This is a genomic window from Brevundimonas sp. MEB006b (assembly GCF_030209705.1).
GTDB lineage: Bacteria > Pseudomonadota > Alphaproteobacteria > Caulobacterales > Caulobacteraceae > Brevundimonas.
The window spans coordinates 311,116-325,968 of record NZ_JARVRL010000001.1 but is presented as its reverse complement, the minus strand read 5'-3'; the positions used below and the strand labels follow the sequence as shown (position 1 = coordinate 325,968).

The window sequence follows — 14,853 nt, the reverse complement described above, 5'->3', positions numbered from 1 at the left end:
AATTCAGGCCGTGGAGGACTGCTGATGACCCGTTTCCTGACCCCCGCCCTGATCGCTGCGGCCCTGGCGGCCGCAACGACGCCGGCGCTGGCGCAAAGTCCGCGCCCCGCCGAGCGCGCGGCCGTGCTGCAAACCGTCAAGGTTTGCGGAACCGACGTGGCCTCACGCACAGCCTATCAGCGCGACCACGGCGCAACGCCCACCTTCGTCACGGCTCAACAGGCCGTCTCCGCCTATCAGTCGGGCCAGCGCTGGGCCGCACCGCGCTGCATGACCGCGCATCAATATGACCGCCTGGCCGGCGCGCCGATGCAGCGCGCCGCGCTCTGATCCCGACCAAACGCGCATGAAGAAGGGGCGCGGTCGTCGGACCGCGCCCCTTTTTGTCGTCTGGACGGACGCCTCTTACTGCGTCGGCGTCAGATATTTGTTCAGCCAGCCGAACACCTCATTGTGCCATTGCAGGCTGTTGGCCGGCTTCAGCACCCAGTGGTTTTCGTTGGGGAAGACGATCAGGCGGCTGTCGATGCCGCGCCGTTGCAGGGCGGTGAAGGTCGACAACCCTTGCGCGGTCGGGATGCGGAAGTCGCGGTCGCCCTGAACCACCAGCATCGGCGTTTTCCAGTTATCGACGTGGTTGGCCGGGTTGAACTTCTGATAGCCCTCCGGCTTGTCCCACGGCGTGCCGCCGTATTCCCATTCGGTGAACCACAACTCTTCGGTCGAATAGCCCATGCCGAAGGTGTCGAAGACGCCGTCGTGATTGACCAGGCACTTGAATTCGTTCGACCAGTTGCCGGCGATCCAGTTGATCATATAGCCGCCGTAGGAGGCGCCCAGCGCACAGGCGTTGTCGCCGTCCAGGAAGCTGTATTTCGCCTGAGCCGCCGCCCAGCCCTTCTGCAGGTCTTCCAGCGGGCGGTCGCCCCAGTGCTGGCTGATCGCGTCGGTGAAGGCCTGGCCGTAGCCGGTCGAGCCGTGGAAATCGATCATCACCACCGCATAGCCCGCCCCCGCATAGGTCTCGGGGTTCCAGCGATAGGACCAGCCGTCCCCGAACGAACCTTGTGGCCCGCCGTGGATCAGGAAGGCGACCGGATATTTGCGGCCCTCGACATAGCCGGCCGGCTTGATGACATAGCCGTGGACCGTCTCGTTGTTCCAGCCGGCGAAGCTGAATTGCTCATACTCCCCGAACTGCTTGGCGGAGAAGCCGGGGTTGGACTGCGTCAGACGACGCGGCATTTCGCGACCCAGATAGGTCTTGAAATACAGGTCGCCCGGCTCGCGCAGGCTGTCCTGGGCGAAGACGAAGCCCGAGGGCGTCTGTTGGAAGGCCGAGACGTGGCCCGCGCCCGTGATCGGCGTCACCACGCCGTTGCGCGTATCCACCGAAAACAGCTTGGTCGAGCCGACGTCGCCCGCCATCGTGTACAGCGTCTGGCCATCGCGCGACCACTGCAGCGTGTCGGCCGAGCGATCCCAGTTCGAGGCGATCTCGCGCTTCTGGCCCGTTTCGACGTCCATCAGCACGATCTGATAGCGATCAGCCTCGAAGCCCGGCCGCGCCATGGCGCGATAGGCCAGGGTCCGTCCGTCCGGCGAGAAGACCGGGCCGGTGTCCCAGGCGTCGTTGCCGTCGGTCAGGTTGGTGAAGGTGCCGTCGCCCGACAGCCCGTTGGTCTTCCACAGGTCGAAGTTGGTGCTCCACGGCTCGGTCTGACCGGCGAGACGCGCCGAGAAGACCACGGCGTCGCCCGCCGGCGTAAAGACGAACTCGCTCTCGTCGCCGAAGGGCTTGGAGGGCGTGTCGCCGTCAAAGCCCTTGGTGATCCAGGTCGGCGTGCCCGTAGCCTTGCCGTCGCGGCCGATCGACTGGACGAACAGGTGGTTCTGGGTGTGGTCGTTCCAGGTGTCCCAGTGACGCACGAACATGCGGTCATAGACCTGGCCCGTCGTCTTCTGCTCGGCGATGGCCTTGCCCTGTTGGACCGAGGCGTTCAGGTCGGCCGCGTTCGGATAGACGGCCAGCGACACCGCCACCTTGTCGCCCGACGGACTGATCCGATAGGCGTTCACGTCGGTGGGCAGGTTCGTCACCTGAACCGGCGCCGACGTGGGCGAGGCCACGCGCCAGACCTGGCTCGCGCCCGACTTGCCCGACAGGAAGTACAGATTGCCGTCCCCGCCCCAGCGCGCGGTGTTGGCGCCCTGATCCGAGATGGCCAGGCGGCGCGGCGCCGTGTCCGGTGCGTTCAGGTCCAGGATCCACAGGCTGCCGGCGCGGCTGTTGGCCTGAACATCGGTGGTCGTGACCGAATACACGACATAGCGGCCGTCCGGCGACACCTGCGGATCGCCCAGCCGATTGGCCGAGATCATGTCCTGATAGGTGAAGGCGTCAGGCGTCGCGGGCGCGGCCGGAACCGGCGCGGGCGGCACCTGGGCAAGGGCAGGCGCGGCGCTCATCAGCGCAACAGCCGCGCAGGCAGCGGACAGAAGGGAACGGTGACGCATCAAGATCTTCCTCGCGAAGCTTTCTGGCCGCGAGGCGTAGCACCCTGCCAAGGCGCGTCAATGGGTCGCTCAGCCCGCCGGCGCCGTATAGCGGCCCACCCAATCCAGGATTTCCTGCTGCCAGTCGACCCAGGTGCGAGGTTTCAGCACCCAGTGGTTCTCGTCCGGCACATGGACGAACCGGCTGGGCACGCCCTGACGCTGAAGCGCCGAGAAGGTCGCCAGCCCCTGCTCCATCGGCACGCGGAAGTCCTTGGAGCCATGCAGCACCAGCATCGGCGTCTTCCAATCGCCAGCGTAAGTCTCAGGATTGAAGGCGTCATAGACGGCCTTGCGCTCCCAGCTTGGTCCTCCGAACTCCCAGATGAAGTTGCCGATATCCATGGCGTTCATCAGCTGCGGCACGTCGAACACCCCGGCGTGGTTCACCAGGCAGCGCCACGGCCCGTTCCACTTTCCGGCGATCATATTGACCATATAGCCGCCGTAGGAGGCGCCCAGCGCGCAGGCCCGGTCGCCGTCGATCCACGGATTGCTCGACAACGCCGCCCAGCCCTTCTCCAGATCCTCCAGCGGCCGGTCGCCCCAGTGATCGTTGATCGCGTCGGTGAAGGCCTGGCCGTAACCGGGCGAGCCGTGGAAGTTGATCATCACCACCGCATAGCCCGCGGCCGTATAAACCTGCGGATTCCAGCGGTAGGACCAGTTTTCGGTCCAGGGCGATTTCGGCCCGCCGTGGATCAGATAGACCGCCGGATAGCGCCGACCTTCGACCGCGCCCGCCGGTTTGAACACCCAACCCTGCACCGGCTCGTTATTCCAACCGGCGAAGGTGAAGGCCTCGCCTTTCGGCAGGTCCAGCTGCGCCAGCACCTCGGCGTTCTGGCGGCTGATCTGGCGGGGTTCGCCGCGCGTCTGAATGAAGATCTGCGTCGGGGCGACGAAGCTTTCGTGGGCATAGGCCAGAACACCGGCCCTCTCCTCATAGGCGCCGACCGTGCCGTTTCCGGTCAGGGGCGTGATCCGGCCGGTGCGGGCGTCGACCGAGAACAGCCGGTTCTGGCCCTCGTCCGCCGCCGAGACCAGCAGCGACCGGCCGTCGGTGCGCCATTGCAGGCCGCCCGCGCCGCGATCCCAGTCGGTCAGCTTCCTCGCGCCGGTGCCGTCGGCGTCAGCCACCCAGACCGCCGCCTGATCCCCGCCGACGTTCTCGCGCGGCGCCGACAGCCAGGCTAGTTGGCGACCGTTCGGAGAGAAGACCGGATTGCCGTCCGATCCCTTGTTCGCCTCGGTCAGATTGACCGGCGCGCCGCCGTCGAGCGCCACGCGGAAGACGTCGCTGTTGCTGGTGAAGGCTTCGCCCCCGCCTTGCGTCTGCGTGCCGTAGACCAGGGTCCGGCCGTCCGGCGAAATGTCGAAGCTGGAATCGCCGGCCGAGACATCGGCGTCCAGGCCCGCCATCAGATCGCGCGGTTCGCCGCCACTCAAACCCGACCCGTTCAGCGGCTGGACGAACAGATGGGTGCGGCGCGTATCGACCCAGTGATCGAAGTCGCGCAGCGGCAGACGGTCATAGGTCTGGAGCGTCGACTTACCTCGGGCGTCCAGCCGCGTCTTGGTGCAGGCCAGGGTGTCGCAATCGACGAAGACCGAGACGGCCAGGACCAGCGACTTGCCGTCCGGCGCGATGCGGAACCCCGACACGTCGAAAGGCAGGGTCGTCACCTGGGCCGCCGCCATCCCGGCCGCATCCGTGCGCCAGACCTGGTTCGATCCGCCCCGCGACGACAGGAAATAGATCGCCCCGCCGTCCGGCGCCCAGCGCGCGCCCGAGGCGCCGCCTTCGGAAATCGCCAGCCTATGCGGCTCGCCGCCCGACACGTCCACCAGCCACAGGCCGTTGACGCCCTTGTTGCCGTCCCAGTCGGTGGTGCGCACGGCGTAGAGGATTTGGCGGCCGTCCGGCGAGACGCGCGGCTCGCTGACTCGCTCCATCATCGCCAGATCTTTCAGCGACAGGCCGCGCGATGCGGGCGCTGGGGCGCCGGCGGCGGCGGCCGGCGCGGACGAGGCCTGCTGCGCCAGGCTGGGCGTAGCAGCCAGGATCAGGCTTCCAAAGGCGACCGCCGCCATCCAGCGTGTACGCGTCATGTCTTCATTCCCCACAGGTTTTCGACAGTGATAGGGACCGCCTGACGGATCGCCAAGCGCACAGGACGCCGCGCATCTTGCCCCCTCCGACCGAACCGGCGACAAGCGTTCATTCATGACCGCAACACCGCTCCCCGCCCGACGCCGGCCCCACATCGTCGATGTGCTGATCGCCGAGCGCGCGCCGCGCCTCACCGCCTCGCCGCTGTGGCCGGTCGTGCGGCCGGCGCTCTACGGGGTGCTGGGCTATGGGGCGGCGGTGCGAATGGCCGACGCCATCCGCGACCTGTCGGGGACCGAGACCTTCGACTACGTCTCGGACCTGTTGAAGCTGAAGGTGACGACGACGAACTTGGACCGCCTGCCCGCGACCGGCCGCTGCGTCGTCGTCTGCAACCACCCCACCGGCATCGCCGACGGGGTCGCCGTGTTCGACGCGATCAAACGGCGCCGCAGCGACATGATCTTCTTCGCCAACGCCGACGCCATCCGCGTCTCGCCCCGGCTGAAGGAGACCATCATCCCCGTCGAATGGGTCCACGACAAACGCACCCGCGAAAAGACCCGCGCCACCCTGAACGCCGCCAAGGAGGCGTTCGAGGCCGAACGCTGCGTCGTCATGTTCCCCGCCGGTCGTCTGGCGCGCGAGAAGAACGGCGTCCTGACCGATCCCGAATGGGCGCCGACCGCCGCCTCGATGGCGCGTAAATACGATGCGCCGGTGATCCCCATGCATGTCACCGGCCCCTACAGCCGCCTGTTCCACCTGTTCGACAAGGTCTCGCAGGAGCTGCGCGACGTGACCTTGTTCCACGAGTTGCTGAACAAGGAAGGCAAGCCGTTCGGCGTCGATGTCGGTCTGCCCATTCCCGCAGACCGGCTGGACGTGGACGCCGCCAAGGCCGCCGAGGCGCTGAAACATTTCACCGAACGCACCCTGGCCGCCGATGCCGACACGGTGTTCGCATGAAGATCCCCCTACCCGACGCCGAGGCTACTACAGCCTTGGGCCAGACCATTGCCCCCCTGCTCGCGCCGGGCGACAGTGTCCTGCTGTACGGGCCGCTGGGCATGGGCAAGTCGACCTTGGCGCGCGGCCTGATCCGCGCCCTGACCACGCCGGACGAAGACGTGCCCAGTCCGACCTTCACCCTGGTCCAGTTCTACGAAAGCGACCCGCCCGTCGCCCATTTCGACCTCTATCGCCTGACCCGACCGGAAGAGGCGTTCGAGATCGGTCTGGACGAGGCGCTGGACGAGGGATGCGCCGTCATCGAATGGCCCGAGCGTCTGGGCGAGGAGCCAGGCCGGTTCCTGGGGCCGGATCAGCTGATTATCGAAATCTCCGAACAGGACGACGGCCGCCTTGCGACCGTTTCCGGCGTAGGCCGGTGGGAAACGGGGCTGAAGGAACTGCATGTCTGACCGCGAAACCCTCCGTATCGACTTCCTGAAGGCCGCCGGTCTGGCCGACGCCGTGCGCGCCCCCCTGCCCGGCGACGCCTCGACGCGGCGTTACGAGCGGCTGACGCCGACGACCGGTCCGACCCTGATGCTGATGGATCAGGCCCCCGCCGCCGAAAGCCAGCCGTGCGATCCGCGCTGGACGCCCGAACAGCGTCACGCCGCCGGCTGGAACGCCGTGGCCCGCCTGTCCGCCGGCCGGATCGAGGCCTTCGCCGCCGTCGCCGCCCATCTGAAGTCTCTGGGCCTGTCCGCCCCCGAAATCCCGTCGCTGGACGCCGCCAACGGCTTGGCCGTGCTGGAGGATTTCGGCGACGACCTGTTCGCCCGCGTGATCGGAGACGGCGCCGACGAGACGCCCCTCTATCTGGCCGCCATCGAGGCCTTAGCTGTCCTGCATGATGCCGGAACCCCGCCGCAGACCCTGCACGGCCCCGGCGGTGACTGGCCTTTGCTGACCTATGACGAGACGGCGCTTCAGGGCGGGGCCGATCTGTTCGTCGAATGGCTGCCGAAGCTCGACGACCGCGTCCGCTTCGACGCCGCCGCCATCGCCGACTGGCGCGCGGCCTGGGCGCCCATCGTCGCCTCGGGCGCGGCCGGGGCCTCGGTCATGGCCCACCGCGACTATCACGCCGAGAACCTGATCTGGCTGCCCCAGCGCGACGGCGCCGCCCGCGTCGGCATGATCGACTTCCAGGACGCGGTGCGCGCCCACCCGTCCTGGGACCTGCACTCCCTGTTGCAGGACGCCCGCCGAGACGTGTCGCCGGCGCTGGAGGCCGAGGCCCTGGACCGCTATTTCGCCCTGCGCCCCGGCGTCGACCGCGTCGCCTTCATGGCCGACTACGCCGGCCTCGCCGCCCTGAACGAGGCGCGGATCATCGGCATCTTCGCCCGGCTGATCGCGCGCGATGGAAAACCGCGATACCGCCAGTTTCTGCCGCGCATGTGGCGGCATCTGAACGCCAATCTGGACCAGCCGGCTCTGGCGCCCGTCGCCCGCTGGTTTGACCGCCACGTTCCTGCCGAGGTGCGTGCATGACCCGTGCTCCAAAGACCGCAATGGTGCTCGCCGCCGGCCTGGGTACGCGCATGCGCCCCCTGACCGACGACCGACCCAAGGCCCTGGTCGAGGTGCAGGGCCGCGCCCTGATCGACCATGTGCTGGACCGTCTGGCGGAGGCCGGCGTCGAAAAGGCGGTAGTGAATGTCCACTGGTTCGCCGACCGGCTGGAAGCGCATCTTGCGGCGCGCGGACGCGGCCCCGAAATCGTGATTTCCGACGAACGCGCCGAGCTGCTGGAGACCGGCGGCGGGCTGAAGAAGGCCCACGGCCTGCTGGGTGAGGAGCCCGTCTTCGTCGCCAACATCGACAGCGTCTGGATCGACCGAGGCGACGCCCTCACTGATCTGATCCGCCTGTGGAACCCCGAGACGATGGACGCCGTCCTGCTGCTGGCCCGCCGCGAAGGCTCCATCGGCTTTGGGGGCGACGGCGATTTCTTCATGGCCGACGACGGAAAGCTAACCTTCCGGGGCGACGCCCCTTCCGCGCCGTTCGCCTATATGGGCGTCCACATCACCCGCCCCGGCTATGCCGATCACGGCCCCGACGGCCCCTTCTCCCTCAGCCCCCTTTGGCGCAACTCCGCCGCTAAAGGACGTCTGTTCGGCTGCGTCCTGGACGGCGATTGGATGCACGTCGGCGACCCGCAGGCGCGCGATGAGGCCGAAGCGAAACTGGCGGGAGAGGCGTGAGCCTGTTCGATCCCTTCCTCGGCGACACGCCGCGGTGGTACGCCATCCCCGCGCACCGGCCGTTCCTTGAAGACCTGGCCGCCGGCGTCCTGGCCTGGCTGGGCGATCTGCCGCCCGAAACCCTGTCGGACGCCACTATCCTGTTGCCCAACCGCCGGGCGGCGCGCGCCTTCACCGGCACCCTGTCCAAGCTGTCGCAGGGTCGCCCCATCCTGCTGCCTCAGGTGCGGCCGCTGGGCGATCTGGAGGAGGACGAGCCGCCCTTTACGCCCGGCGCCCTGGGTATGGACCTGCCGCCCGCCATCCCCGCCCTGACCCGCCGGTTCGAGATGGCGCGGATGATCGTCGAACAGTTCGATGCGTTCCTGAGCCCGATGCGCGCGCTGGATCTGGCCGATGCGCTGGGCGGCTTCCTCGATTCCTGCCAACTGGAAGAGGTTCAGAACCCGGAGCGGATCGCCACACTGGTCGACGGCGAAATGGCCGAACACTGGGAACGGTCGGCCGAGTTTCTGGGTCTGGCGGTCGAGGCCTGGCCGAAGCGTCTGGCCGAACTGGGTCTGGTCGATCCGGCCTGGCGTCGCGCGACCCTGCTGCGCCGCCTCGCCGACCTGTGGGACCGCGAGCCGCCGCGCCAGCCCGTCATCGCCGCCGGTTCGACCGGCACCGTCCCCGCCGCCGGCGACGTGCTGAAGGCCGTGGCCCGGGCGCCGCTGGGCTGCGTCGTCCTGCCCGGCCTCGACCTGGATCTGGACGCCGGCGTCTGGGACCGGCTGGACAAACAGCATCCGCAAAGCGCGATGAAGCGGCTGCTGGACCGCTGCGAGATCGCGCGCGAGAGCGTCCGCCCCTGGTTCCGTCCCGCCGTTCCCGCGGCCGTCGAGGCGCGCGGACTGGCGCGCCAGCGGTTGTTCAACGAGGCCCTGCGTCCCGCCGAGGCTACCGACGACTGGCGCCGCGCCATCCGCGACATCCGCTCATCCGCCGCCGCGCGCAGCGAGGCGCGCGACCCCATCGCCGAAGGGCTTCAGGGCCTGTCCCTATTGACCGTCCGCGCCGAGGAAGAGGCCGCCGCCGCCATCGCCCTGATGATGCGCGAGACGTTGGAAACGCCGGGCAAGACCTGCGCCTTGGTCACGCCAGATCAGGCCCTGGGCCGTCGCGTTACCGCCCGGCTGGAGCGCTGGGGCGTCATCCCCGATTCGTCCGCCGGCGCCCCTCTGTCGCGCCTGCCCGCCGGCGCCCTGGTCGATCTGTGCGCCCGCTGGATCGCCGATCCGGTCCAGCCGCATCTGCTGCTGGCCGTCGTCAAACATCCGCTGGTCCGGTTCGACCTGGGCGACGCCTCTCAAGCGGCAGCCGTCGCCGCGTTGGAGGAACACGCCCTGCGCGGCCCCCGTCCACGCGACTTCGCCGCCATCCATCGCCGTCTGCTGGAAGCGGTGCAGCCCGACCGGCGCGGCAAGGCGCCGCCGGAATGGAAACAGGTCCGGCTGTCGGCCGCGACCCGCCTGGTCGATCAGCTTCAGGCCGCCGTCGAGGCCGCGACCGCCGTGTTCACCCCCGATGCGGGTCTGCACGTCGCCGCCTCGGCCCTGACCCGGCTGATCGAAACCCTGGCCGGCCAGAACGCCTGGGCCGGCCCCGACGGCGAGGCCGCCGCCGCCCTGTTGTCCGGCCTGATCGACGGCGGGGCGTCGCTTGGCCGCATCCGCCGCGCGGAACTGGCCGAACTGGTCACGTCCTTGGTCAAGGAAAACGTCGTGCGGACCGGCGGGGCGACACATCCGTCGCTGCGCATTCTCGGCGCTATCGAAGCGCGTCTGGTCAGGGCGGACCGGATGATTCTGGCCGGGCTGGAGGAGGGCGTCTGGCCCCAGGCGGCCCCGACCGATCCCTTCCTGTCGCGCCCGATGCGCAAGGCTCTGGGCCTGCCCCCGCCCGAACGCCGCCTGGGCCAGACGGCGCAGGACTTTGTCCAGGCCGCCTGCGCCGATGAAGTCATCCTGATCCACAGCGAGCGGCGCGGCGGCCAGCCCGCCGTCCGCTCGCGCTGGTTGTGGCGACTGGAGATGCTGACGCGCGGCGCGAACGCTGTCGAAACGCCCGTCGCCATCGCCCGCCCGGCCGCCGTCATCGACTGGGCCCGCGCCCTGGATGCGCCGCCGCCCGGCCCGCCGCAGTTCGCCAAACGCCCAGAGCCGCGCCCGCCCGTGCATCGCCGTCCGCGCAGCCTCTACGTCACCCGCATCGAACGCTGGGTGCGCGACCCCTACGCCATCTACGCCCTGTGGGTGCTGGGGCTGGAGGCGATGGAGCGGCCCGGCGCGTCTGCCGAAGCGCTGGCGCGCGGCAACGCCGTCCACGCCGCCATCGAGCGGCTGACGCTGGACTGGCCGAACGACCTGCCCGACGATTGCGAGGCCATCCTGCACGACCATCTGCTGCGCGAACTGGGCGCACGCGGGTTCGAGGATGCGGCCATGGCCCGCGAGGCGCCGCTGGCCCGCAACTGCGCCCGCTGGCTGACCGAGTTCGAGCGACGGCGTCGGGCGCGCGGCGTCGATATCCTGGTGGAACAGCAGGGGACGATGACCTTCGACGCCCCAGCCGGCCCCTTCACCGTCAAGGCCTTCGCCGACCGCATCGAACTGGCGTCGGACGGCGCGGCGGTCATGGACTTCAAGACCGGTGCGGCGCCGTCCGCCAAACAGGTCAAGTCCGGCTTCGCCCCGCAACTGACCCTGACTGCCGCCATCCTGGCCGACGGCGGGTTCAAGGACACCAACGGCCCGGTCACGCCCGACGAACTCACCTATGTCCGCGTGGTCGGGCGAAAAACGGCGGGCGAAGTCGTCACCCGCGCCTCGGGTCTTGAGGCCGCCGACCTGGCGCAGGCTGCGCTGGACGGGCTGAAGCGCCGCGTCGCCCGCTTCGACGACGAGAATACGCCTTACGTGTCCTGGGCCGCGCCTCAGTTCATGGGCAATCAGGGCGGCAACTACGATCATCTGGCCCGCGTCTGGGAATGGTCTGTGATCGGCGACGGCGAGGACAGCGAATGACCGCCCCCTCCCCTCAGATCATCGCGGCCGATCCGCGCCTGACCGTCTTCGTCACCGCCAACGCCGGCTCGGGCAAGACCACCACACTGGTCAACCGGGTGGCGCGGCTGCTGCTGGATCAGGTCGATCCCGGCGCTATCCTTTGCGTCACCTACACCAAGGCCGCCGCCGCCGAGATGCAGGCCCGACTGTTCGACCAGCTGGGCGGCTGGGCCGTGCTGGACGACGCCGCCCTGTCGCGCGAACTGGCCCGGCTGGACGACGGCGACCCGCAGGCGATGGATCACGCCGCCCTGTCCCGCGCCCGCAAGCTGTTCGCCCGAGCGCTGGAGACGCCGGGCGGCCTGAAGATCCAGACCATCCACGCCTTTTGCGAAAAGCTGCTGCGCCGGTTCCCGCTGGAGGCCGGGGTCTCGCCCCGCTTCACCGTGCTGGAGGACCAGGCCGCGACCGCCCTCAGCCACGCCGCGCGCGAAGATCTGGCCCGCGCCGCCGTCGCCGATCCGGACGGCCCCATCGGCCAGGCCTACAGCCATTTTGCCGTCGAGCTGGACTGGCAGCGGTTCCAGGCCCTGCTGTCGATGATCGAGGCCAAGCGCGCCGATCTGCTGGACTATATCGACCGGGCCGAGGCGGGAACCGCGCCCGATCCCTGGTTCTTGACCGGCGCCGAACGCGATCGCAGCCCGGAGGACCTGGAGCGCGACTTCGTCGCCTTCATCGATCCCGGCGAATGGAACCGCATGGCCGAGGCCATGGCGACCGGATCGACCAAGGACCAGCAAACCGCCGCCGCTATGAGCGTCGCCGCTCCCCCTTACGCTGGTTTCTCGGCTCTCTCGAAAGTCTTTTGCACAGAGAAGGGCGACCCCTGCGCCAAAATGGGCACCAAGTCGGCGCCCCAAGGGGCAGTCGGCTGGCTGCTGGACCTCCAGACCAAATTCCTCGCCACGCGCGAGGCCCTGCGCAAGGCCAAGGTCGCCGACGATACGGTCAAGGTCCTGACCCTGGCCCGCGCTCACGCCGCCTTCTACGAAGCCGCCAAGGCCCAGCGCGGGGCGCTGGACTTCCCCGACCTGGTCGCGCGCGCCGCCGCCCTGCTGACCCAAAGCGGGGCCGCCGCATGGGTGCTGTACAAGCTGGACGGCGGGGTCGATCACGTTCTGATCGATGAAGCCCAAGACACCGCCCCCGAACAATGGGCCATCGTCCGCGCCCTGACCGGCGAGTTCTACTCCGGCGAAAAGTCCGGCCGCACCGTCTTCGCCGTCGGCGACGAGAAGCAGTCGATCTATTCCTTCCAGGGCGCCCGGCCCGAACGGCTGCGCCAGGAACGCGGCGCCTTCCTTGCTCTGGCCGAGGGCGCCGGCGAACCGTTCGCCGGGCCGGAACTGAACACCTCCTACCGCTCGACCGAAGAGGTGCTGGCCTTCGTCGACGCCGTCTTCGCCAACCCCGACCGCACCCGCGCCCTGACCGGCCCGCAGGGCGACATCGCCCGACACCTGCCCGCCCGCATCGGCCAGCACGGCGCCATCGACCTGTGGCCCCTGTTCCTGGACGAACCCGCGCCAGAAACCGACGCCTGGGACGATCCCGTCGATCAGGAAAGCGCCGGCAGCGCCCGCAAGCGCCTGGCCCGCGACCTGGCCCGCGAGATCCGCCGCCAGGTCGAAAGCGGCGTCGCCGTCTTTGATCGCAGCACGCGGGACCTGCGTCCCGCCGGATACGGCGACTACATCATCCTGGTCCGCCGCCGCGACGCCACCTTTGAAGAGATCATCCGCGCGTTGAAGACCGAAGGCCTGCCGGTCGCCGGGGCGGACCGGCTGAAGCTGTCCAGCCATATCGTCTTCGACGACCTGATCTCGCTGGCGCGTTTCGCCCTCTTCCCCGACGACGACCTGTCGTTAGCCGAGGTGCTGCGCAGCCCGCTGTGCGATGTGGACGAGGACGGCCTCTACGCGCTGGCCGGGCGCGAAGACCGCAAGGCCGGCCAGCTGTGGCGCGACCTGCGCGACCGGGCGCACGAACGCCCCGAATGGACTCGCGCGCGCGATGCGCTGCAGGCCGCCATCGGCGCGCGCGGCGGCGATCCCTTCGCCTTCTTCTCCCAGGCCCTGAACCGGGTGGACGATACGGGGCGGTCGGGCCGCGCCCGCATCCTGGCCCGGCTGGGCCGCGAGGCGGAAGAAGCCATCGACGAGACCCTGAACCAGGTGCTGGCCGCCGAGAACCGGGGCGCGATCGATCTGGAGACCTGCGTCGCGCAGCTGGAGGCCGCCGACGTCGAGGTGAAGCGCGAACTGGAAGGCGCGCGCGGCGAGGTCCGCGTCATGACCGTCCACGGCGCCAAGGGTCTGGAGGCGTCCATCGTCATCCTGCCCGACACCACCATGAAGGCGAAGGCGCAAGGTCCGTCCCTGATGCCCGCCGTTACGCCGGAGGGCGAAGGCGAGGCCTGGCTGATGGCGCCCGGCTCGGCGAAGGACGATTGCCCGGCCTCGGCCGACGCCCGCGCCGCACGCCAGGCCCGCACCGACGACGAGACCCTGCGCCTGCTCTATGTCGCCCTGACCCGCGCGCGGGACCGCGTCATCGTCATGGGCCGCGCCTCAAGCCGGGGGGCCGAGGCCGGCAGTTGGTGGTCGATCCTCTCGGAAACCTTCGACCGCCTGGGCGATCAGGTGCGCGAAATCGACAACGGCGTGCGTCGCTATGGCGTCGATCCCGAGCGTCGCCCGGTCGCCGCCGATGAAATCCGGCTCGCCGCCGCCCTGCCCGCCTGGGCCGCCTCGCCGCCGCCGGCCGACGCCGCCGCCCGCTTCGCCTCGCCGTCGCGGATGGAGGGCGGCGCGATCCGCATTCCCGCCCCCTCGCCCCTGGCCAGGACCGAGGCGGGCGGTGCCGCGCTGGGCCGGTTCCGGCGCGGCGACCTGATCCACCGGCTGCTGGAACGCCTGCCCGAGATCGCGCCCGCCGACCGCCCGGACGCCGCCCGGCGCCTTCTGGCGCGCGAGACCGATCTGGACGAGGCCCAGCGCGCCGAGATGATCGCCGCCGCCTTCTCCGTGCTGGACGACGCCCGCTTCGCCCCCGTCTTCGGTCCCGGCTCCCGCGCCGAGGTCGCCCTGACGGGATCAACGCCCGACCTGCCGCCCGGCGTCGCCATCAACGGCCGCATCGACCGGCTGGTGGTCACGCCCGAGAAGGTTCTGGTCGTCGATTACAAGACCAACCGCCCTGCGCCAGACGCCGTCGAGGCGGTCGATCCCGCCTATGTGCTGCAGGCCGCCGTCTATGTCGCCGTGCTGAAGCGCCTCTATCCCGATCGCCCGGTCGAGGCCGCCCTGGTCTGGACCGACGGCCCCAAGCTGATGCCCATTCCGGAAACCCTGCTGGCGGCGGCGCTCGCGGGCAGTTGAATTGCCCGCGATTCGCTCCCACATCTGCCATCGAACCCGGACACATCCGGCCAACACCAACACGCGCTCATGCAGCGAGGCGCCGCGCGCCGAGCGAAGCGCCCAAGGAGCCATTCATGGCGACTGTAAAAGTCACCGACGAGAGCTTTGACGCCGACGTCCTGAAATCCTCGACCCCCGTCCTGGTCGACTTCTGGGCCGAATGGTGCGGCCCCTGCAAACAGATCGGCCCGGCGCTGGAACAGATCGCCGACGAACTGGGCGGTCAGGTCACCGTGGCCAAAATCAACATCGACGACAGCCCCATGACTCCGTCCAAGCTGGGCGTGAAAGGCATTCCGACCCTGATGCTATTCAAGGACGGCCAGATGGCTTCGATGAAGGTCGGCGCCATGCCCAAGGGCAAGATCGTCGAATGGCTCGCCGAGGCCGGCGTCAAGGCCTGAGCCCTTTCGACCCTGTCAGATCAA

Annotated in this window: 10 protein-coding genes; 8 read left to right on the top strand and 2 right to left on the bottom strand. The window is 69.3% G+C overall.

Annotation, left to right across the window (positions count from 1 at the left end):
• Positions 1-24 precede the first annotated feature (24 nt).
• On the top strand, positions 25-330 hold the full coding sequence (locus tag QRN13_RS01580; RefSeq protein ID WP_284876565.1) for a hypothetical protein: 306 nt from the start codon (positions 25-27) through the stop codon (positions 328-330).
• A 75-nt stretch (positions 331-405) separates the two neighbouring features.
• Here the strand turns inward: QRN13_RS01580 and QRN13_RS01575 are convergent, their stop codons facing one another.
• Together QRN13_RS01575 and QRN13_RS01570 are read right to left on the bottom strand one after the other, a co-directional pair.
• Positions 406-2,517, bottom strand: a complete 2,112-nt coding sequence (locus tag QRN13_RS01575; protein WP_284876564.1) for a S9 family peptidase — start codon at positions 2,515-2,517, stop codon at positions 406-408.
• Positions 2,518-2,586: 69 nt separating this feature from the next.
• Positions 2,587-4,668 (bottom strand): S9 family peptidase, encoded by a 2,082-nt coding sequence (locus tag QRN13_RS01570; RefSeq protein WP_284876563.1) that lies wholly within the window; start codon positions 4,666-4,668, stop codon positions 2,587-2,589.
• A 115-nt stretch (positions 4,669-4,783) separates the two neighbouring features.
• Here QRN13_RS01570 and QRN13_RS01565 point away from each other — a divergent pair, with 115 nt between their 5' ends.
• The 7 genes from QRN13_RS01565 (at position 4,784) to trxA (ending at position 14,829) form a co-directional block, all read left to right on the top strand.
• Positions 4,784-5,638, top strand: a complete 855-nt coding sequence (locus QRN13_RS01565) for a 1-acyl-sn-glycerol-3-phosphate acyltransferase (RefSeq protein ID WP_284876562.1) — start codon at positions 4,784-4,786, stop codon at positions 5,636-5,638.
• Positions 5,635-6,093 carry a tRNA (adenosine(37)-N6)-threonylcarbamoyltransferase complex ATPase subunit type 1 TsaE gene (gene tsaE / locus QRN13_RS01560; protein WP_284876561.1) on the top strand — a complete coding sequence of 153 codons (459 nt, stop codon included), beginning with the start codon at positions 5,635-5,637 and terminating at the stop codon, positions 6,091-6,093. Before QRN13_RS01565 ends, tsaE begins: the two co-directional genes overlap by 4 nt.
• Positions 6,086-7,177 (top strand): N-acetylmuramate/N-acetylglucosamine kinase AmgK, encoded by a 1,092-nt coding sequence (gene amgK, locus QRN13_RS01555; RefSeq protein WP_284876560.1) that lies wholly within the window; start codon positions 6,086-6,088, stop codon positions 7,175-7,177. Before tsaE ends, amgK begins: the two co-directional genes overlap by 8 nt.
• On the top strand, positions 7,174-7,893 hold the full coding sequence (gene murU / locus QRN13_RS01550; RefSeq protein ID WP_284876559.1) for an N-acetylmuramate alpha-1-phosphate uridylyltransferase MurU: 720 nt from the start codon (positions 7,174-7,176) through the stop codon (positions 7,891-7,893). Before amgK ends, murU begins: the two co-directional genes overlap by 4 nt.
• On the top strand, positions 7,890-10,958 hold the full coding sequence (gene addB, locus QRN13_RS01545) for a double-strand break repair protein AddB (RefSeq protein WP_284876558.1): 3,069 nt from the start codon (positions 7,890-7,892) through the stop codon (positions 10,956-10,958). Before murU ends, addB begins: the two co-directional genes overlap by 4 nt.
• Positions 10,955-14,383 (top strand): double-strand break repair helicase AddA, encoded by a 3,429-nt coding sequence (gene addA / locus QRN13_RS01540; protein ID WP_284876557.1) that lies wholly within the window; start codon positions 10,955-10,957, stop codon positions 14,381-14,383. Before addB ends, addA begins: the two co-directional genes overlap by 4 nt.
• A gap of 116 nt (positions 14,384-14,499) precedes the next feature.
• Positions 14,500-14,829, top strand: coding sequence for a thioredoxin (trxA, locus tag QRN13_RS01535; protein ID WP_017506226.1), 330 nt, complete (start codon positions 14,500-14,502; stop codon positions 14,827-14,829).
• The last annotated feature ends 24 nt before the right edge of the window (positions 14,830-14,853 follow it).